General features: G+C 69.8%; 20 protein-coding genes. 12 read left to right on the forward strand and 8 right to left on the reverse strand.

The window, feature by feature from the left end; all coding sequences use genetic code 11:
• Positions 1–76: 76 nt before the first annotated feature.
• The 9 genes from AC2S9W_RS05960 to AC2S9W_RS06000 all read left to right on the forward strand — a co-directional run bounded on the left by AC2S9W_RS05960 (position 77) and on the right by AC2S9W_RS06000 (position 8,296).
• Positions 77–250, forward strand: a complete 174-nt coding sequence (locus AC2S9W_RS05960; protein WP_104959299.1) for a phage tail assembly chaperone — start codon at positions 77–79, stop codon at positions 248–250.
• Positions 243–818: a tail tape measure protein gene (locus tag AC2S9W_RS05965; protein WP_076073771.1), complete on the forward strand. Its 576-nt coding sequence runs from the start codon at positions 243–245 to the stop codon at positions 816–818. Before AC2S9W_RS05960 ends, AC2S9W_RS05965 begins: the two co-directional genes overlap by 8 nt.
• Entirely contained in the window at positions 818–3,139 is a 2,322-nt protein-coding gene (locus AC2S9W_RS05970; RefSeq protein WP_486571728.1) for a phage distal tail protein, Rcc01695 family, read from the forward strand. The genes AC2S9W_RS05965 and AC2S9W_RS05970 overlap by 1 nt, the downstream gene beginning before the upstream one ends.
• A complete protein-coding gene (locus AC2S9W_RS05975) occupies positions 3,133–3,996 on the forward strand; it encodes a DUF2163 domain-containing protein (RefSeq protein ID WP_486571729.1) in 864 nt (287 codons plus the stop codon). Before AC2S9W_RS05970 ends, AC2S9W_RS05975 begins: the two co-directional genes overlap by 7 nt.
• Positions 3,989–4,390, forward strand: coding sequence for an NlpC/P60 family protein (locus AC2S9W_RS05980; RefSeq protein ID WP_234002549.1), 402 nt, complete (start codon positions 3,989–3,991; stop codon positions 4,388–4,390). Before AC2S9W_RS05975 ends, AC2S9W_RS05980 begins: the two co-directional genes overlap by 8 nt.
• 12 nt (positions 4,391–4,402) lie before the next feature.
• Complete coding sequence (locus AC2S9W_RS05985; RefSeq protein WP_486571730.1) at positions 4,403–4,855, forward strand: hypothetical protein; 453 nt, start codon at positions 4,403–4,405, stop codon at positions 4,853–4,855.
• Positions 4,856–4,911: 56 nt separating this feature from the next.
• Positions 4,912–6,579, forward strand: a complete 1,668-nt coding sequence (locus AC2S9W_RS05990; RefSeq protein WP_486571731.1) for a phage tail protein — start codon at positions 4,912–4,914, stop codon at positions 6,577–6,579.
• 14 nt (positions 6,580–6,593) lie between these two features.
• Positions 6,594–7,040 (forward strand): DUF2793 domain-containing protein, encoded by a 447-nt coding sequence (locus AC2S9W_RS05995; protein ID WP_486571732.1) that lies wholly within the window; start codon positions 6,594–6,596, stop codon positions 7,038–7,040.
• A gap of 137 nt (positions 7,041–7,177) precedes the next feature.
• The gene (locus tag AC2S9W_RS06000) at positions 7,178–8,296 is read left to right on the forward strand and encodes an OmpA family protein (protein WP_067111084.1); all 1,119 of its coding nucleotides are present in this window, start codon (positions 7,178–7,180) and stop codon (positions 8,294–8,296) included.
• Between the two features lie 546 nt (positions 8,297–8,842).
• Here the strand turns inward: AC2S9W_RS06000 and AC2S9W_RS06005 are convergent.
• Positions 8,843–9,379 (reverse strand): DUF1993 domain-containing protein, encoded by a 537-nt coding sequence (locus AC2S9W_RS06005; protein ID WP_104960274.1) that lies wholly within the window; start codon positions 9,377–9,379, stop codon positions 8,843–8,845.
• 37 nt (positions 9,380–9,416) lie between these two features.
• The gene (locus AC2S9W_RS06010; protein ID WP_076073780.1) at positions 9,417–11,228 is read right to left on the reverse strand and encodes an ABC transporter transmembrane domain-containing protein; all 1,812 of its coding nucleotides are present in this window, start codon (positions 11,226–11,228) and stop codon (positions 9,417–9,419) included.
• Between the two features lie 239 nt (positions 11,229–11,467).
• On the opposite strand from AC2S9W_RS06010, the gene AC2S9W_RS06015 reads away from it, so the two are divergent.
• Positions 11,468–12,688, forward strand: a complete 1,221-nt coding sequence (locus AC2S9W_RS06015) for a polyhydroxyalkanoate depolymerase (RefSeq protein ID WP_076073782.1) — start codon at positions 11,468–11,470, stop codon at positions 12,686–12,688.
• Between the two features lie 219 nt (positions 12,689–12,907).
• Here the strand turns inward: AC2S9W_RS06015 and AC2S9W_RS06020 are convergent, their stop codons facing one another.
• Positions 12,908–13,303, reverse strand: a complete 396-nt coding sequence (locus AC2S9W_RS06020; protein WP_486571733.1) for a YkvA family protein — start codon at positions 13,301–13,303, stop codon at positions 12,908–12,910.
• A gap of 24 nt (positions 13,304–13,327) precedes the next feature.
• On the opposite strand from AC2S9W_RS06020, the gene AC2S9W_RS06025 reads away from it, so the two are divergent.
• Positions 13,328–14,320, forward strand: coding sequence for a dipeptide epimerase (locus AC2S9W_RS06025; RefSeq protein ID WP_486571734.1), 993 nt, complete (start codon positions 13,328–13,330; stop codon positions 14,318–14,320).
• Positions 14,321–14,353: 33 nt separating this feature from the next.
• Here the strand turns inward: AC2S9W_RS06025 and AC2S9W_RS06030 are convergent, their stop codons facing one another.
• Both AC2S9W_RS06030 and AC2S9W_RS06035 read right to left on the reverse strand, forming a co-directional pair.
• On the reverse strand, positions 14,354–14,815 hold the full coding sequence (locus tag AC2S9W_RS06030) for a pyridoxamine 5'-phosphate oxidase family protein (RefSeq protein ID WP_067111070.1): 462 nt from the start codon (positions 14,813–14,815) through the stop codon (positions 14,354–14,356).
• A gap of 74 nt (positions 14,816–14,889) precedes the next feature.
• Positions 14,890–15,291 carry a VOC family protein gene (locus tag AC2S9W_RS06035; protein WP_486571735.1) on the reverse strand — a complete coding sequence of 134 codons (402 nt, stop codon included), beginning with the start codon at positions 15,289–15,291 and terminating at the stop codon, positions 14,890–14,892.
• A 326-nt stretch (positions 15,292–15,617) separates the two neighbouring features.
• Here AC2S9W_RS06035 and soxR point away from each other — a divergent pair, with 326 nt between their 5' ends.
• Positions 15,618–16,088, forward strand: a complete 471-nt coding sequence (gene soxR, locus AC2S9W_RS06040) for a redox-sensitive transcriptional activator SoxR (protein WP_486571736.1) — start codon at positions 15,618–15,620, stop codon at positions 16,086–16,088.
• 88 nt (positions 16,089–16,176) lie between these two features.
• On the opposite strand, the gene AC2S9W_RS06045 is transcribed toward soxR, so the two are convergent.
• Genes AC2S9W_RS06045 through AC2S9W_RS06055 form a run of 3 tightly spaced genes read right to left on the reverse strand, consistent with a single transcriptional unit; the run spans position 16,177 to position 18,264 of the window.
• Positions 16,177–16,467 carry a putative quinol monooxygenase gene (locus AC2S9W_RS06045; RefSeq protein ID WP_067111062.1) on the reverse strand — a complete coding sequence of 97 codons (291 nt, stop codon included), beginning with the start codon at positions 16,465–16,467 and terminating at the stop codon, positions 16,177–16,179.
• Between the two features lie 19 nt (positions 16,468–16,486).
• Complete coding sequence (locus AC2S9W_RS06050) at positions 16,487–17,083, reverse strand: carboxymuconolactone decarboxylase family protein (RefSeq protein ID WP_486571737.1); 597 nt, start codon at positions 17,081–17,083, stop codon at positions 16,487–16,489.
• Positions 17,083–18,264, reverse strand: coding sequence for an acetyl-CoA C-acyltransferase (locus AC2S9W_RS06055; RefSeq protein ID WP_067180995.1), 1,182 nt, complete (start codon positions 18,262–18,264; stop codon positions 17,083–17,085). Before AC2S9W_RS06055 ends, AC2S9W_RS06050 begins: the two co-directional genes overlap by 1 nt.
• Positions 18,265–18,294: the final 30 nt, after the last annotated feature.

Raw genomic sequence — 18,294 nt, forward strand, 5'->3', positions numbered from 1 at the left:
CGCTACGGCTGGCCGGCAAGCCGCCAAGCCTCGCTGCCCCTCCCGCGAGCGGGAGGGGCGTTTCGGTGAGGGCGCGATGCGATTGTCGGGTGTGATGGCGCGGCTGAGCGGGTGGCGGCCGGGGGAGTTCTGGGCGGCGACGCCGGCCGATGTGGCGGCGGTGCTGGCGGGCTGGGCGACAGACGATGGCGCGGACGGCGTCGATCGCGCGGCGCTGGCGGCGATGATGGAGCAATATCCCGATGGATGACGAGATCGATGAGATGGTCGTCGCGGTGCGCGCCGACACCGGCGCCTTTCGCCGCGACATGGCGGCGCTGCGCGCCGAACTGGGCGCGCCGCTGGCCGATGCCGCCGATGCGGGCGCGCGCGGGATCGAGCGCGCGCTGGGCCGGGCGGTGGTGTCGGGCAAGCTGGGGTTCGAGGATCTGAAGCGGCTGGCGCTATCGGTGATGGCCGACATCGCGCGCGCGGCGGTGTCGGGCGGGGTCGGCACGGTGCTGGGCGCGGCGCGCGGCGGCGGGGGGCTGCTCGCGGTCGGGCAGAGCCTGGCGCTCGGGCTGCTCGGCGCGCCGGGCCGCGCGACCGGCGGACCGGTGAGCGCGGGGCGTGCCTATCGCGTCGGCGAGCGTGGGCCGGAGCTGTTCGTGCCGGGCGCGAGCGGGCGCATCGAGCCCGCGGCGGGCGCGGCGGTGCGCAATATCGCGATCACGGTGAACGTGCGCGGAGCGGCGGGGAGCGAGCCGGGGCGGCTAGCGCAGACCGGGCGGCAGCTGGCGCGCGCGGTGCGGCGCGCGGTGGCGGAAGGCGAAGGCTGATGGGCTGGGCGCTCGTCGCGGCCGAGCCGCATCACCGCAGGGGCTGGATCAAGCGTTTCGACCCGCGATTCTGGACCGTCGATTTCGCGCGGCCGATGATGGCGAGCGTGGTGACGACCGCGCCGACGGCGCTGCGCGTCGAGGCGGTCTTTTACGACAAGGCGGACCTGGCCGGGCTGATCTGGGAGGCGGAAGACCGCTGGGACCACCCGCTGCTCGCCTATGAGACGCGGCGCGATTTCCGGCACGTGCGGCTGCGGTTCCGCTGGCGATCGGGTGGGGTGAAGCCGCTCGACGCGCTGCACGGGCCGACGCTGACGATCGAGGGGCGTGACGCGGCGGGCAACCCGCGCGCCTGGTATGTGCGGCTGTGGAACTATGCCGAGGGCAGCGCCGAGGATGCGGTGGTGACGCTCGATTTCGACGCGCTGACCGGCGGCTTTCTGTTGCCGGGGGAAAGCGACCCGGTGTGGGCGGGCGACGTCGACCGATTGTTCGTCTCGCTGGTCGCGCCGGGCTATGACGGCGGCGCGGGCGCGCTTGCGGCGCCGGCGCAGGGCTGGGTCGAGGTGAGCGACATCGCCTGTTCGGGATCGGGGTCGGTGCTGGCGATCGGCGACGCGGTGCTGCCCGAACAGCGGCTGGGGATCGCGAACGGCTATGACGACTGCTATCACCTGACCCCGGCGCGGGTGGTGCGGCAGGTGGAGCAGCTCGGCTATCGCGGCGACGTCGTCCATTATGTCGGGATGAGCCATTATATGCGGCTGGCGGCCGAGGGCGGCGGCTATCGCGTGCAGGCGGCGGGCGGGGTGCTGAACGCGCCCGCCGCGGCGTGGCACCGGGCGCTGGCGAGCGCCTGTGCGGGCGCGGGGCTGGGGCTGGTCTGGTCGCTCTCCTACGAATTGTTCGACGCCTATTGCCCCGAGGGCTGGAAGCAGCGCGACGCCGACGGCGCGCCGGCGCTGACCGGGTGGGAGCCGCCGTCGACCCTGCTGTCGCCCGCGCATACCGAGGCGATGGGGTGGCTGCAACTCGTCGCGCGGGCGTTCGCGGCGATCGGGCGCGACGCGGGCCTGCCGGTGAAGTTCCAGGTCGGCGAGCCGTGGTGGTGGGTCGCGGCGGACGGGCGGCTCTGCGCCTATGATGCCGCGACGACGGCGATGCTGGGCGCGGCGAGCGTCGCGATTCCCGATGTGCGCGGCGCGCTGGACAGCGGGCAGCGCGCGATGCTCGACGCGCTGGGCGCGATATTGGCGGGATCGACCGCCGCGCTCGTCGCGGCGGCGCGCGACGAGGCGGGGGCGGCGCCCTTCACGAGCCATCTGCTCGTCTATCTGCCGACGGTACTCGACCCGGCGGCGCCCGAATTGCGGCGCGCCAATGTACCCATGGGCTGGGCGGCGCCGGCGTTCGACGTGCTGCAACTCGAGGATTACGACTGGGTGACGGGCGGGCGCGGGGCCGAGACCGATGCGGCGCGCGCCGCGATGGTCGCGCGGCTCGGCTATCCCGTCGCGGATCAGCATTATTTCGCGGGCTTCGTGCTGCGCGGCGAGGATCGCGGGCAATGGCGCGCGATCGCCGAGGCGGCGGCGCGGGCGCGCCGCGCCGGGGTGACGCGCGCCTTCGTCTGGGCGCTGCCGCAGGCCGCGCGCGACGGTTTCGTGGCCTTTGACGGGGAGGAAGAGATGCAGGCTTTCGACGCGGTGGATTTTCCGCTCGCGATCGGGCGCGAGGCGATGGTCGCGACCGAATTCTCCACCCAGATCGTCGCTTCGCCCTCCGGGCACGAGCAGCGCGCGAGCGAATGGGCCGATGCGCGGATGCGCTACGACGCGGGGCCGGGAATCCGGTCGGAGGCGGATGTGCGGCGGCTCGCCGATTTCTTCCGCGCCCGGCGCGGCGCGGCGCGCGGCTTTCGTTTCCGCGATCCGTTCGATCACAGCTCGGCGGCGGACGGCGGGCCGCCGGGCTTTGCCGACCAATGGCTGGGCATCGGCGACGGGGCGCGGCGGCAGTTCGCGCTCGTCAAGCGCTATGGCAGTGGCGAGGCGGCGCAAGCGCGCGCGATCCGGCTGCCGGTCGCGGGCAGCGTCCGCGCGTCGGTGGGCGGGGTCGAGACGGCAGCCTTTGCCTTGACGGGCGATGGCGAGATTGCGTTCGACGCCGCGCCGGCGGATGGCGCGGCGGTGCGCGCGGGCTTTCTGTTCGACGTGCCGGTGCGTTTCGCCGAGGATCGGCTGGAGGTCAGCCGCGCGACTTTCCTTGCGGGTGAAGTGGCGAGCGTGCCGCTGATCGAGGTGCGTGCGCCATGGTGAGTGCGATGGTGAGCGCGGACGATGATTTCGGCGCGATGACGGGGGCGCCCGCGTGGCTGCGCGCCGAAGTCGCGACGCTCGCCTGGTGCTGGCGCCTGTCGCGACGCGACGGGGTGACGATCGGGCTGACCTCGCACGACCGCGACCTGTTCGTCGGCGGGCTGCTCTATCGGGCCGCGCCGGGAATGAAACCGTCAGCGATCGAGACGCGCGACAGCCTCGATGCCGAGACGCTCGACCTGCAAGGCGCGGTGGCGAGCGACGCGATCGCGGCGGACGACCTCGACGCCGGGCGCTGGGACGGCGCGGCGTTGCGGCTGTTCGTGACCGACTGGGAGCATCCCGAGGCGGCGCCGGTGACGGTGGCGCGCGGGATGCTGGGTGCGATCGAGCGGCGCGGCGCCGCCTTTTCGGCCGAGTTGCAGGGGGTGACCCGGCTGCTCGACCGGCCGGCGTGCCCCGCGACCTCTCCTTCGTGCCGCGCGTCGCTCGGCGACCGGGCGTGCCGGGTCGATTTGGCGCCGCGGACGCACCGGCGCCGCGTCGTCGCTGTCGCCGGGCGGTCGGTGACGCTCGATGCGGCGGTGGGGGGCGGGGCGATGGCCTTTGGCGAACTCGTCTGGATGGAAGGGGCGGCCTGCGGGCTGGCGAGCCCGGTGATCGCCGCCGACGGCGCGGTGCTGATGCTGGCGGAAACGCCGGGCGTGCCTCTGGACCTGCCGGTGCGGGTGCGGCTGACCGAAGGGTGCGACAAGCAGCTTTCGACCTGCCGCGACCGCTTTGCCAATGCAGTCAACTTTCGCGGCGAGGCGCATCTGCCGGGCAACGACCTGCTGACGCGATACCCCGGTGGATGAGATCGGCGCGCGCGCCCTTGCGGCGGCGCGGGGGATGATCGGCGCGCGGTTCCGGCCGCAGGGGTGCGACCCCGCGACCGGGCTCGACTGCGTCGGGCTGGTATGGGCGGCCTATGCCGCGGCGGGGCGGCGGCTGCCGCGGCCGCGCGCCTATCCGCTGCGCGGGTGGAGCGATGCGCGGATCGTCGCGGCGCTGCGGGCGGCGGGGTTCGCGCGCGATGAAGGCCGCGTCGCGATGGGCGATGTCGCGGTGATCGCGCTGCCCGCGCAGCAATTTCATCTGGGGCTGCTGGGCGGCGAAACGATGGTTCACGCGCATGCCGGGCTGCGGCGTGTGGTCGAGACGCCGCTGGACGATGCGGCGCGGACGGCGTCGCGATGGCGGCTGGATTGAGGAGGGACGGACATGGCAACGCTGGTGCTGACGGTGGTCGGCGGGATCGTGGGCGGCCCGGTCGGCGCCGCGATCGGCGCGGCGATCGGGCAGCAGGCCGACGCGGCGATCTTTCGCCCCAAGGGCCGCGAGGGGCCACGCCTCGCCGACCTGAAGGTGCAGGCATCGACCTATGGCCAGCAGATACCGCAGCTGTTCGGGACGATGCGCGTCGCGGGCAGCGTGATCTGGGCGACCGACCTGATCGAGCGGCGCAGCAAGCGCGGCGGCGGCAAGGGGCGGGCGTCGGTCACCGAATATAGCTATGCCGTGTCGCTGGCGGTGGCGCTGTCGTCGCGGCCGATCCGCGCCATCCGGCGCATCTGGGCCGACGGTAATCTGCTGCGCGGGGCGAGCGGCGGCTTTCAGCAGGCTGCACCTTTCGCTGGTATGACGGCGGCGAGGACCAGCCCGCCGATCCGCTGATCGCCTCGGCGCTCGGTCCGGCTTCGGTCAGCGGCTTTCGCGGCATCGCCTATGCCGTGTTCGAGGAGCTGGAACTCGGCGCCTTCGGCAATCGCATCCCGTCGCTGACCTTCGAGGTCGAGGCCGATGTCGGGGCCATCGACGCCGGGCTGGTCGGCGATACGCTGTTCGGCGAAGCGGGGCGCTGCCTGGGCGGGACGCGCTTCGTGGGCTATGCGGCGTCCGGCGACCGGTTGCGCGAGGCGCTGGCGCCCTTGTTCGATGCCGATGCGGTGCGGCTGGCCAGCGACCCCGGCGGCTGGCGGCTGGCGCCCGCGGACGGCGCGCGCGCGCCGGTGCCGCTGGCCGATTTCCGCGAAGCGCGCCGCGAAGAGGCGGCACGCGACCGGGTCGAGCGCCGCCGCGCGCCGCTGGCCGATGTGCCGGGAACCATTCGCCTGCGCCATTACGATCGCGAGCGCGATTATCAGCTCGGCCAGCAGACCGGCTCGGTGGCGGGTGGCGGCGCGGCGGAGCAGCGGATCGATCTGCCCGCCGTCCTGTCCGCCGCGGCCGCCCGGGCGCTGGCGCAGCGGCTGGCTGCGGCCGCCGCCGACGGGCGTGAAAGCTGCGTCTGGCGAATGGACCTGGCGGCGCTCGCGCTGCCGGTGGGGGCGGTGGCGATCGCGGGCGACGGCAGCCGATGGCGGATTGCCGCGCGGACGGTTCGCGATACGCAGGTCGAAGTCGAACTGCGGCGGCACCAGCCGCTCGACCTCGACATGCTGCCCGCCGATTCCGGCGCGCCGGTGCGCGCACCCGACTGGCCGGAAGCGACGGCGCTGGTCCGCGCCTTCGACCTGCCGAATCTGGGCCCGGCGGCGGCGACCGCGCCGCAGGTCGTGATCGCGGGCGCAGGAAGCAATGCGGGGTGGCGCGGTGCCGACACCTGGTTCGTGCCGATGCCCGATGCCGCGCCGATGCCGCTGGGCACGCTGCGCCCGGCGGCAGCGCTGGGCGTGCTGGCGGAGCCGCTGGCGCCGGGCGGCGCGCTGCTGTTCGACGATGCGGGCGCGGCGATCGTCGCGCTGATCGATCCGGCGATGGAACTGGAGGCGGTGAGCGACGCGATGCTGCTCGGCGGGGCGAATCGCGCGATGGTCGGCGACGAACTGGTGCAGTTCGGCGGGGCCGAACCGCTCGCGCCTGGGCGATGGCGGCTGACGCGGATGCTGCGCGGCCGCGCGGGCACCGAAAGCGCGGTGGCGCATGCGGCGGGAACGCCCTTCCTGCTGCTCGACGATCCCGCGCTGCTGCCGATCCCGGCCGACCATGGCGAGTGGGTGGCGGGCGGCGGCGCGCGCCTGCAATGGGCGGCGTGGAACGACACGAGCCTTTCCGACCTGCCCGTCCCGGCGGGCCTGCGCGCACTGCGCCCGCTTGCGCCAGTGCATGGCCGGGTCCGGCCCGATGGGGAAGGCGGACTGGTCATCGGCTGGGCGCGGCGGAGCCGGGCCGATGGCGGCTGGCGCGACCATGTCGACCTGCCGCTCGGCGAGACTCGCGAGTTGTATCGCGCTTCAATCGAGCCGGCGGTGGCCGGGATCGGGCCGTGGGACCTGGAGGTTCCGACGCTGCGCCTGACGGCGGCGGATGCGGCCGCGCTGGCACCCGGCAGCCTGATCGCGATCCGTCAGATCGGCGATGCTCTGTCGTCGGCACCGCTTCTTCTAACTCTTAAATAGAAAGGATATTCGGCATGACCGACCTGCCCGTCACCGCGCGGTTCGCGCTGCCCCTGCTCGTACAGGCGCAGGCGCAGAAGGAGATCACGCATAACGAGGCGCTCGTACTGATCGACGCGCTGCTGCAGGCGAGCGTCGAGGATGGGCCGCTCGCCGCGCCGCCGGCGGCGCCGGATGCGGGACAATGCTGGATCGTCGGTGCCCCGGCGAGCGGCGCGTGGGCGGGGCGCGAGGCGGCGCTGGCGGTATGGACGGCCGGCGGCTGGCGCTTCGCCGAGCCTCGGCCCGGGATGCGGGTCGTGCGGTCGCGGGACGGGGCGTGGCTGCGATTCGCGGACGGCGCGTGGGTCGAACCTGGCGCGGTCGCCCAGCCGGTGGGTGGAGCGACGGTCGATTCCCAGGCGCGGGCGGCGATCGAGGCGCTGACGACCGCGCTCAAAGCGCATGGCATGCTGATTTAGAGGGGTTTTTTCGTTGCATTCGGGGCTCAACTGCGACTTTTTGGCAACAGATTAGCGATTTGTTATCTTGCGTGGAACCAAAGCCGCGAGTAGGACGTCTGTCGAGACGTATATCTCAATTGAAAGGGGAATCTGTTATGAGGAAGCTAGCCGTCGCCGTGGCGTTGGCCTCCACTGCCCTCGCGTCGCCCGCCGTGGCGCGCGACAACTCTTGGTATGTTGGTGTCGGTGGTGGTGTCACGATCGTCGAGGACATCGACCTCGATATCGGCACTGCAGCCAATGCTGTCAGTCTGGATCACCGCAAGGGATATGATTTTGAAGGCGTCGTCGGCTACGACTTCGGCGGCTTCCGCGCGGAAGTGGAAGTGGGCTATCGCGAAGCCGATATCCGCAACGCATCCGTCAATGCGCCGGGCGTTCCCGCCTTGGCCAACGGTGGTCCTCTCGTGACCGGCAACTACCCCATGAACGGCGACAGCAATGCGCTGAGCTTCATGGTCAACGGTATGTTCGACTTCGGTGACGATGACGGCATCCAGGGCTTCATCGGCGGTGGCGCGGGTGTCGCTCGCGTTTCGGTCCAACCCGTCTTCGCGGGTGCCTGGCTTGACGATTCGGATACCGGTTTCGCCTGGCAGGCGATCGCGGGCGTCCGCGCGCCGATCAGCAACAACTGGGATGTCGGCCTGAAGTATCGCTTCTTCAACGCCGATGGTCTCGACCTGGTCGACCAGCTCGGCCGCGACGTGTCGGGCCGTTTCCGTTCGCACTCGCTGCTCGGGACGCTGACCTACAACTTCGGTGGAGCCGAGGCGCCCCCGCCGCCGCCTCCCCCGCCGCCGCCGCCTCCCCCGCCGCCGCCGCCTCCCCCGCCGCCTCCGCCGCCTCCGCCGGTCGTGTGCGCACCGGGACCGTATATCGTGTACTTCGACTGGGATCAGTCGGCGATCACGCCCGAAGCGGCTTCGACGCTGGACAACGCGATCAGCGCCTACAACCAGGGCTGCAGCGGTCAGCAGGTCATGCTCGCCGGTCACGCCGACCGTTCGGGTTCGGCCAAGTACAACGTCGGCCTGTCGCAGCGCCGTGCCGACGCGGTCAAGGCGTATCTGACCGCGCGTGGCGTCTCGGACGGCTCGATCACGACGCAGGCGTTCGGCGAAACCCGCCCGGCGGTTGCGACCGCCGACGGGGTCCGCAACGACCAGAACCGTCGCGTGGAAATCACCTACGGTCCGGGTTCGGGCATGTAAGATCGATTTCCAGCCCGAAAGGGCTCGGACGAAAAGCGAAGGGCGGCATCGAAAGGTGCCGCCCTTTCTTTTTGGGCTGGTGGCGGCATTTTATTCGGACCGGGAGCTTTTGCGCAGGGATGCGGAACGGAAACCTGAGAGCAGTGCGCTCGAATCGCTGTTGCTTGCTCTGAGCGTGTCGAAATCCATCCCGAGAATCCGCGAGGCATTTGCGAGGATTAATCGTCTCTGCGCGGCTCAACGAAAAGCGGAGCTTCGACAAGCTCAGCGCGAGCGGAAGAGAGGGTGGCTCGAATTTATCGGGCGCCGTTCCGAGTTTACCCGGCATGCAGAATAGGCATTCACCGCGGAGGGGCGACCCTTCTTCCCGGGAGGGTGAAGTCGGCGAGATCGAAGGGTTCTGACGATCTCATGACTCCACACCATCCCCATGACTCCACACCATCGCGTGAAGTGGAAGTCTCTGCGATCTCTGCGCCTCTGCGCGAATTTCATGGCCTCAGGCATCGTGTTGCTGCACGCTGAATGCCCGGTTCCGCCGGGCGGTCAGGTGGTCGGGGCGGTGCCGGGACGCAGATATTGCATCATGTAGCCGACATAGTCGGCCTTGCCGAGCGGGACGCCCATGTGGCGCATCACCGCATAGGCGGCGACGAGGTGGAAATAATATTGCGGCTGCGCCCAGTCGCGGATGTAGCTTTTCGCGTCCATGTCGAAGGCCATGCCGTTGGGCAGGTCGAAGCTGACCGGCCGCGCAGGGTCGGCGTCAACCGTCGCGGCATCGACGGTGTCGAGCCAGGCGAGGGTCGCCGCGATCTGCTCCTGAAGCCCGGCGAAATCGGCGGCGTCTTCCGCAAGCGCGGGCGCGCTCGCGGCGCCGAGGCGCGCAAGCGGCTGGACCGCCTGAAGGCAGGTGAAGCGGACCTGCGCCGCGAGCGGGAACATGTCGGGCGCCAGCCGTGCCGCGATGAACTGTAACTCGCCGACATTGTTCGCGGCACCCCAGGCGAGCGCCTTTTCGAGCTGGGCCGAGAGGGCGCGCAGTCCGTTGGCGTAGGCGGGGACGGTGAGATCGTACAGCATGACGGGCATCCTTCGAGCGCTGGAGGGGATCGCGGGGTCAGACCGCGGCCATATTGTCCTGAAATTGCAGGCGCGCGAGGCGGGCATAGAGCCCGTCGGCGGCGACGAGATCGTCATGGCGCCCTTCCTCGACGATGCGCCCCTCGTCCATTACGACGATCCGGTCGGCAGCGCGCACCGTCGCGAGGCGGTGCGCGATGACGATTGTCGTCCGGTCGTGCATCAGCGCCTCGAGCGCGTCCTGCACGAGCCGTTCGGACTCGGCGTCGAGCGCCGAGGTGGCTTCGTCGAGCAGCAGCAGCGGCGCGCGGCGAAGCAGCGCGCGCGCAATCGCGACGCGCTGGCGCTGGCCGCCCGACAGGCGCGCGCCGCCCTCTCCCATGAAGGTATCGAGCCCCTGCGGCAGGCGGCGCAGGAAATCCTCGGCGTTGGCGGCGCGCGCGGCCTCCCACAATTGCTCGTCGGTAGCGGCCCAGTTGCCGTAGCGCAGATTGTCGCGCGCCGACGCGGCGAAGATCACCGTTTCCTGCGGCACCATCGCGATGCGCGCGCGGATCGCGGCGGGATCGGCCTCGGGAAGCGGGACGCCGTCGAGCAGCACCCGGCCGTGCTGCGGATCGTAGAAGCGCTCGGCGAGCTGGAACAGCGTCGACTTGCCCGCGCCCGAAGGCCCGACGATGGCGACCGTCTCGTTCGGGCGGACGGTCAGCGAGAAATCGTGGAGCGCGGGCATGTCGGGCCGCGTCGGATAGCGGAAGGTCACATGCTCGAAGGCGAGCGTGCCGACCGGCGGTTCGGGAAGCGGGCGCGGATGCGCGGGCGGAGCTATGTCCGGTTCCGCCTCGAGCAGCTCGCCGAGCCGCTCGGCGGCGCCCGCCGCGCGCAGCAGGTCGCCATAGACCTCGGTCAGCGCGCCGAAGGCGCCCGCGACGAGGCCGCCGGTCAGGACGAAGGCGGCGATGGTGCCGCCAGTGATCGTCCCCGCCGCCACGCCCTCTGCCCCATACCAGAGCAGGGTGGTGATCGCGCCGAACAGCAGGCCGATCACCGTTGCGGTAATGAAGGCGCGCAGACGGATGCGGCGCTTGGCGGTCGCGAAATTGGCCTCGACCGCGGCGGTGAAGCGGTCCGCCTCGCGCGGTTCCTGGCCGAACGCCTGGACGATCTTCATCGCTCCCAGCTGTTCGGCGGTGGTCGCCCCGATGTCGGCGACGCGGTCCTGGCTGGTGCGCGACACTTTCTGGAGGCGGCGGCCGAGCAGCACGATCGGCATGATGATCACCGGAATGCCGACGAGGATGCCGCTGGTGAGCGCGGGCGACAGGGTGAACAGATAGGCGATGCCGCCGATGCCCATCACCAGGTTGCGCAGCGCCACCGACACCGTCGTGCCGACGATCTGTTCGATGATCGCGGTGTCCGACGTCATGCGCGAGGCGATTTCGGACGGCCTGTTCTCCTCGAAGAAGCCGGGCGCGAGCCGCAGCAGGTTTTGCTGCACCGCCTCGCGGATGTCGGCGACGGTGCGTTCGCCGAGCCAACTCACGAAATAGAAGCGCAGCGCCGTCGCCGCGGCGAGCATCAGCACGATCAGGTAGAAGAGGCGGAAATGCGGCGCGACATCGCCGCCGCCGGCGACAAAGCCGCTGTCGATCATCTCCTTGAACTGCCAGGGGATGGCGAGCGTCGCGAGCGCCGCGACGCCGAGCGCCACCGCCGCCACGAGCAGCGCGAGCGGATAGCGGCTGGCATAGCGCCAGACCATGCGCAGGCTGCCGAGCTTGCGTCGCCGCGGCTCGGACGGGTCGGCGGGGGCGGGCGGGGCGGATTGATCGGATGCGGTCGCCATCGCCGACGGCCCTAGCAGCCGCGGTGGGGACGCTCAATGTCTGAGAATGGCGCTGCGCTTCACAAGGCTTGAAGCGGCACGACAGGATCGCCCGCGACCGGCACTTTTTCCCGATAATCTCGCGCTTGCGCCGTCGTTGGTGGCTTTGATGCATTGCACAATGGAACCGAAGGCGTAAGACTGGCGCGAAAACAGGGGGCGCAACACGCGCCGGAACGGACGCGAGGAACGACTGCACGATGCTGTATCAAGCCTTTGACTTACAGAAGAGCTGGCTCGCCGGGGCGAGCGCATTGGCCACCGCGGGGGCGCAGGCGATCCAGCATCCCGCCAACCCGCTCGGCTATTTCGGCGGTAGTCCGATGTTCGCCTCCGCGCTCGAGGTGTTCGCGCATGCGGCGGCGCCGCGCGGCAAGCCCGCCTTCGATCTGTACGAGACGGTCGTGGACGGCGAAGCGGTGCGGGTGTCCGAGGCGATCGAGGCGCGCAAGCCGTTCGGGCAACTCAAGCATTTCAAGCACAAGGGCGCGAAGGGGGCGCCGAAGCTGCTGATCGTCGCCCCGATGTCGGGCCATTATGCGACATTGCTGCGCGGCACGGTCGAGCGGATGCTGCCCGATCATGACGTGTGGATCACCGACTGGCGCGACGCGCGCAACGTGCCGTTGACGGCGGGGCGCTTCGACCTCGACGATTATGTCGACTATCTGATCGACTGGCTCGGCCATATCGGGCCGGGCGCGCATATGCTCGCGGTATGCCAGCCGTCGGTGCCGTGCCTCGCCGCCGCGGCCGTCATGGCGGCCGACGGACACAAGTGCCGGCCGAAGACACTGACGATGATGGGCGGACCGATCGACACCCGCAAGGCGCCGACCGCGGTCAACCAGCATGCGACGACGCGCCCTCATGCCTGGTTCCAGGAAAATGTCATCGCGACGGTGCCCGCCTATTATCCGGGCGCTGGGCGCCGCGTCTATCCGGGCTTCCTCCAGCTTGCGGGCTTCATGTCGATGAACCTCGGCAACCACATGATGAGCCATTGGGAGATGTTCAAGCATCTGGTCGACGGCGATGGCGAGAGCGCGGACAAGACCAAGGAATTCTATGACGAATATCGATCGGTCTGCGATATGACGGCCGAATTCTACCTCCAGACCGTCGACGCCGTGTTCCAGCGCCACCTGCTGCCCAAGGGCGAGATGGAGCATCGCGGACGCAAGGTCGACTTGACCGCGATCGAGGATATTGCGATGCTGGCGATCGAGGGTGAGCGCGACGATATTTCGGGGATCGGCCAGACCAGGGCGGCGCTGACGCTCGCGAAATCGCTGCCCGCGGAGCGCAAGAAATATCTGATGGCGAAGGGCGTCGGCCACTACGGCATCTTCAACGGCCGCAAGTGGCGCGAGGAGATTGCGCCGGTGGTTGAGCAGTGGATACGCGCCAACGGGGAGTGAGGGCGGCTTTCGGTCGAGAGTTGACGTTTGTCCCCCCTCCCGCAAGCGGGAGGGGCCGGGGGTGGGCAGCGGCCTCGCAGAGGCCCACCCCGCTGCGACTAACGAACAAGTTCGTAAGTCTCGCTGCCCCTCCCGCTTGCGGGAGGGGAAACCAGGGCATGGCTCAAACATCCGCTTCCCACCCGACGACCTTCGGCGCCGCCTGTTCCCAGCGGCGCTTCAATGCCAGGGCGACGTCCGCACGCTCCAATAGACGAGATAGAGCAACCCCGCCCAGATCAGCAGGATGGCGACCATGCCGGCGCGGCTCGACGGACGGTCGCTCGCGGTTTCGGCGGCGGCGTGGAGTTCGGCCCATAGCGGATCGGGAATCAGCCGGCGCACCGCCCACAGGCCGAGCGGGACGATCAGCAGATCGTCGATCCAGCCGAGCACGGGGATGAAATCGGGGATCAGGTCGATCGGCGACAGCGCATAGGCGGCGACCGCGACCGCGAGGAAGCGCGCGAGCCACGGCGTGCGCGGATCGCGCGCCGCGAGCCAGGCGGCGTGCGCCTCGACGGCGAGTCGGTGGCCGAGGTCGCCGATGCGTTCGGATAGGGATTTGCCGGTCATGGCGCACAGCATTACTGTTCTTCGATGGCCATCCAACTGAAAAGCGCGCGCGTCGAACGCTGGCCGGTCGCCGAGCCGTTCGTGATCAGCCGCGGCGCGAAGATTCATGTCGATGTCGTGGTCGTCGAGGTCGCGGCGGACGGCTGCATCGGGCGCGGCGAGGGAACCCCCGTCGATTATCTGGGCGAGGATGCGGTGGGATGCCGCGACCGGATTTTGCGCGCGGCGCCGCATATCGCCGCGATGGGCGCGGCCGATGCGCGGGCGGCGGTGCAGGAACTGATGCCGCCGGGCGCGGCGCGCAATGCGCTCGACTGCGCGCTGTGGGATCTCGAGGCACGGCAGCGCGGGCTTCGGCTTTGGCAGCTTGCCGGCTGCGACGGGGCGCCGACCGCGCGCGTCACCGCCTTCACCATCTCGCTCGGCACCCCCGGCGCGATGGCCGAGCGGGCGGCGACCGCCGAGGCCGACGGCTATCGGCTGCTCAAGATCAAACTGACCGGCGAGGACGATCGGCTGCGCGTCGCCGGGGTGCGCAGGGGCGCGCCGCATGCCCGACTGATCGCCGACGCCAACGAAAGCTGGGGACAGGTCGACATATTGAGCGAGGCCGAAGCGCTCGCCGACATGGGGGTCGAGATGATCGAGCAGCCGGTGCCCGCGGGCGCCGACGCGCTGCTCGATCCCATCTATGCGCCGATCCCCTTCGTCGCCGACGAAAGCTGCCACACCGCCGCCGACGTCGCGCGCATCGGTCCCTTCTACGACGGGGTGAACATCAAGCTCGACAAGGCGGGCGGCCTGACCGAGGCGCTGCGCATCGCCGACGCCGCCGATGCGGCGGGGCTGTCGATCATGGTCGGCTGCATGCTGGGCACCAGCCTGGCGATCGCCCCCGCCTTCGTCCTCGCGCAACGGGCGCGCTGGGTCGATCTCGACGGCCCGGCGCTGCTCGCGCGCGACCGCGAAGGCGGGTTCGCGTTTCGCGACGGGCGGATCGGGCCGCCGGTGGGGTAATCGGCCCCGCTTGTCCGGATCAGCGACGGCGTCCTACAGCGATACCGTTGCGTGCTGCCCGAGTTCGCCTTCCTTCATCGTCATGCCGGTCGCGAGCTTGAACATGCCCTTGAGGCCCGGTTCGGCGGTCCAGATTTCGGCATCGCCGATGTCGAAGCGCAGCAGGACGAGCTTCGGGTCGTCCTTCCCGCCGGAGTACCAGGCGGCGACGCCGTTGTTCCAGAGCTTGTCGAGCACCGCGCGATCCGTTTCCGGACGCAGCGTGCCGGCGAGGCAGGCGAAGAGGTCGTGGCCCTTCGACGCGAATTGCACCATCGCCGCGCCGCCGCCCGCAAGGCGGTTGTCGGTCGCGGTGAAGAACCAGAAGGCGCCGTCGGCATCCTTGTCGAGTTGCGCATTCATCGGGATGTGATGCGCGTGCTCGCCGGTCATGCCGACCATCACATAGGGGCTGGCGTCGAGCGCCTTCCAGAAATCCTGCTTGATATCGCTCATCGGTAGAGACTCCTTTTCTGCCTCCCCCAGAACACCCCGATGACCGATCAACGCGGCAGCGGCGGCAATGTTGCTCATGCCGTCGCGGGCTGCACCGCGGCATAGCTCACCACCTCATATTCGATGCCGTCGGGATCGAGGAAATAGAAGCGGCGGCCGGGGTCGTAATCGGCGTGCGCGAAGGGCACCAGGCCCGCCGCGATCACCTCCGCCTCGATCGCGTCCAGGTCGTCGACCTGGATTCCGACATGGTTGAGCGGTTCGCCTTTCGGATAGCGCTGCGCGGCATGCGCGCCGCCCGGGCCGGTGTAGAGCGCGACATAGGCGCTGTCCGATCCGACGTGGATCGTCGTGCCGCCGTCGCGTGCCGGGCCGCGCCAGCGCTCGCGCCAGCCGAAGATCGCCGCCATCAGCGCGGCGCTGCGCTCGGGATCGCTGACGGTGACGTTCACATGCTCGATGAAGGGGCGCGTCACGGATTTTCTCCTGATTCGGGTTGACGCGCACCAATATGAAAGTTCAAGTGAGGTTTAGATCAAGGCTTTTATTTGCCCCCGCGAGCGGGGCGGGAGGCGGGCGCTGGAGCATGATGACATCGGTTGGGTTCGTCATTGCGAGCGGCAAAGCCGCGCGGCACTCCAGAGTGAGCGTAGACTGCTCTGGATTGCTTCGCTCCGCTCGCAATGACGAAGCGGGTCAATCCGACGTCATCAGGCCCTAATCTCCGGCGGTCGGCGGGCGCAAGGCCGATGGCTGGAGATTGCCGCACGGCTTTGCCGTTCGCAATGACGGGAGAAAGCAGATGCACGGGACCGACCTGATCGCGATCGGCGAGTTGGCGGCGCGCACCGGCGTCGCGGTGTCGGCGATTCGCTTCTACGAGGCGAAGGGGCTGCTCGCCGCGCTGCGAACCGGCGGCGGGCAGCGGCGGTTCCTGCGCGCCGACATCCGCCGCGTCTCCTTCATCCTGATCGCCCAGCAGATGGGGCTGAGCCTTGACGAGGTCGCGGACGAACTCGCGCGCCTACCGGCGGGGCGCACCCCCAACGCCGCCGACTGGACGCGGATCAGCACCGGGCTGCGCGCGCGGATCGACGCCCGCATCGCGGCGCTGAGCCGCACGCGCGAACTGCTCGACCAGTGCATCGGCTGCGGCTGCCTGAGCCTCAAGAAATGCGGGCTCTACAACCGCGAGGACAAGGCGGCGCAACGCGGCGCGGGGCCGCGCTACGTGCTCGGCGACCGCGCAGGCGAGATTGCGGAGATGCCGTGACGCCAACGCGTCCGCCCCGGGGGGCGGCCTTTGAAGGATAGCGCCGATTTCCCTTCCCGCCTGCGGGAGGGGAGAAGAACGGCCGCGGTCAGGCCGCGCTCAACCGTTCGACGTCGGGTGCGCCGGCGAGCCAGGGGCCGAAACGGGCGCCGATCTCGCGGAAATGCGTCGAAGCGCGATGGGCCTCGACTGCCGCGGCATCGTCATAGCATTCGAGCACCTTGTAGGTCCCGGTCTCGTCGGTGCGGAACAGGCGGTAGAAGCTGTTGCCGGGTTCGTCCGCATTGACCGCGGCGGCAAGTTCGGCGAAGGCCGCCTCGAAATCGGCTTCCTTGCCGGGCTGCACGCGCAGCGTCGCGATCACGCCGATGGCACTCATGTTCTTCTCCCTTTCTTGATCAGGCGCGAAGGTCGGGATCGACCTCCCACCCCTCTTCGACCTGAATGCCGAAGCTGTTCAGGATCATCGACACCTGCGTATATTGGCCGACGGTGAACACCAGATCCATGCGCCCCTTGTCGCCGAGCGGCGCGAGCGCCGCCCAGGTCGCGTCGGTGACGAAATGGCGGCCGGTGAGTTCGTCGGTCGCGCGCAGCATCGCGCGCTCGATATCGGTCCAGCCGTCCGCCTCGGGGCCGGTCTTGATGTGCTCGATCTCGCTTTCGGACAGGCCGCTGTCGAGGCCGATGCGCTTGTGCTGCGTCCATTCGTAGCCCGAGCGGCAGTTGTAGCCGGTGCGCAGGATCACGATTTCGCGATCGCGCGCCGACAGCGCGTTGCGCTTCGACAGGATATAGCTGCCCCAGCCGAGGAAGGCGGTCAGTGCCTTCGGCGCATGGGCGAGGGTGCGGAAGATGTTGAGCACCCGGCCGCCCCCGACCTTACCGCCAACCACTCCGGTATCGGGGGCAAGGAAGGGTTCGAGCGCCGCGCGCTGGTCGGCATCGAGCCGGTCGAGGTCGACCGGCTCGATCCGGGGCGCGTCGAGACGCATCAGAGGATCTCGAACAGTCCCGCCGCGCCCTGGCCGCCGCCGATGCACATGGTGACGACGGCATATTTGACGCCGCGGCGCTTGCCCTCGATCAGCGCGTGGCCGACGCAGCGCGCGCCGGTCATGCCGAACGGGTGGCCGATCGAGATCGAGCCGCCGTTGACGTTGAGGCGGTCGCCCGGAATCCCCAGCTTGTCGCGGCAATACAGGACCTGCACGGCGAACGCCTCGTTCAGTTCCCACAGGCCGATGTCGTCCATCTTCAGCTCGAAGCGTTCGAGCAGCTTGGGGATGGCGAAGACGGGGCCGATGCCCATCTCGTCGGGCTCGGTGCCCGCGACCGCCATGCCGACATAGCGGCCGAGCGGGGTCAGGCCGCGCTTCTCGGCGACCTTGGCCTCCATCAGCACCGCGGCCGACGACCCGTCCGAAAGCTGGCTGGCGTTGCCCGCGGTGATCGTGTGGCCTTCGCCCATCACCGGCTTCAGGCTGGCCAGCCCTTCCAGCGTCGTGTCGGGACGGTTGCACTCGTCCTTGTCGGCGACGACCTCCTTGTAGGAGACTTCCTTGGTCTCCTTGTCGACCACGGCCATCGTCGCCTTGCACGGGACGATCTCGTCGGCGAACTTGCCCGCGGCCTGCGCGGCGGCGGTGCGCTGCTGCGACTGGAGCGAATATTCGTCCTGTGCTTCGCGGCTGATGTTGTAGCGCTTCGCGACCACCTCTGCCGTGCCGATCATCGGCATATAGGTGTCCTTGTGCATCGCGATCAGTTCGGCGTCGGGCTCGATGAACACCTTGCCGCTGCCGCTGACCTTCGAGATCGATTCGACGCCGCCGGCGACGACGATGTCCTGGCGGTCGACGATGATCTGCTTCGCGGCGGTCGCGATCGTCATCAGCCCCGACGAGCATTGACGGTCGATCGACATGCCGGGAACGGTGACGGGCAGGCCGGCGCGCAGCGCGATCAGGCGTGCGACGTTCGGCGACTGCGAACCCTGCTGCATCGCGGCGCCGAAGAGGACGTCGTCGATCTCTCCGCCTTCGAGCCCGGCGCGCTCGACCGCGGCCCTGACCGAATAGGCGCCGAGCGTCGGCGACGGCGTGTTGTTGAACGATCCGCGCGCCGCCTTGGTCAGCGGCGTACGGGCGGTGGAAACGATGACGGCGTCACGCATGTCGATAATCCTCTTGTTTGGGTCCGGTGG

It is taken from the genome of Sphingopyxis sp. 550B (genome assembly GCF_057401805.1).

Coding starts and splice junctions, on each gene's coding strand:
- AC2S9W_RS05960 (WP_104959299.1), top strand. CDS start 77: ATGCGATTGTCGGGTGTGATGGCGCGGCTGAGCGGGTGGCGGCCGGGG.
- AC2S9W_RS05965 (WP_076073771.1), top strand. CDS start 243: ATGGATGACGAGATCGATGAGATGGTCGTCGCGGTGCGCGCCGACACC.
- AC2S9W_RS05970 (WP_486571728.1), top strand. CDS start 818: ATGGGCTGGGCGCTCGTCGCGGCCGAGCCGCATCACCGCAGGGGCTGG.
- AC2S9W_RS05975 (WP_486571729.1), top strand. CDS start 3,133: ATGGTGAGTGCGATGGTGAGCGCGGACGATGATTTCGGCGCGATGACG.
- AC2S9W_RS05985 (WP_486571730.1), top strand. CDS start 4,403: ATGGCAACGCTGGTGCTGACGGTGGTCGGCGGGATCGTGGGCGGCCCG.
- AC2S9W_RS05995 (WP_486571732.1), top strand. CDS start 6,594: ATGACCGACCTGCCCGTCACCGCGCGGTTCGCGCTGCCCCTGCTCGTA.
- AC2S9W_RS06000 (WP_067111084.1), top strand. CDS start 7,178: ATGAGGAAGCTAGCCGTCGCCGTGGCGTTGGCCTCCACTGCCCTCGCG.
- AC2S9W_RS06005 (WP_104960274.1), bottom strand. CDS start 9,379: ATGCTGTACGATCTCACCGTCCCCGCCTACGCCAACGGACTGCGCGCC.
- AC2S9W_RS06010 (WP_076073780.1), bottom strand. CDS start 11,228: ATGGCGACCGCATCCGATCAATCCGCCCCGCCCGCCCCCGCCGACCCG.
- AC2S9W_RS06015 (WP_076073782.1), top strand. CDS start 11,468: ATGCTGTATCAAGCCTTTGACTTACAGAAGAGCTGGCTCGCCGGGGCG.
- AC2S9W_RS06020 (WP_486571733.1), bottom strand. CDS start 13,303: ATGACCGGCAAATCCCTATCCGAACGCATCGGCGACCTCGGCCACCGA.
- AC2S9W_RS06025 (WP_486571734.1), top strand. CDS start 13,328: ATGGCCATCCAACTGAAAAGCGCGCGCGTCGAACGCTGGCCGGTCGCC.
- AC2S9W_RS06030 (WP_067111070.1), bottom strand. CDS start 14,815: ATGAGCGATATCAAGCAGGATTTCTGGAAGGCGCTCGACGCCAGCCCC.
- soxR (WP_486571736.1), top strand. CDS start 15,618: ATGCACGGGACCGACCTGATCGCGATCGGCGAGTTGGCGGCGCGCACC.
- AC2S9W_RS06045 (WP_067111062.1), bottom strand. CDS start 16,467: ATGAGTGCCATCGGCGTGATCGCGACGCTGCGCGTGCAGCCCGGCAAG.
- AC2S9W_RS06050 (WP_486571737.1), bottom strand. CDS start 17,083: ATGCGTCTCGACGCGCCCCGGATCGAGCCGGTCGACCTCGACCGGCTC.
- AC2S9W_RS06055 (WP_067180995.1), bottom strand. CDS start 18,264: ATGCGTGACGCCGTCATCGTTTCCACCGCCCGTACGCCGCTGACCAAG.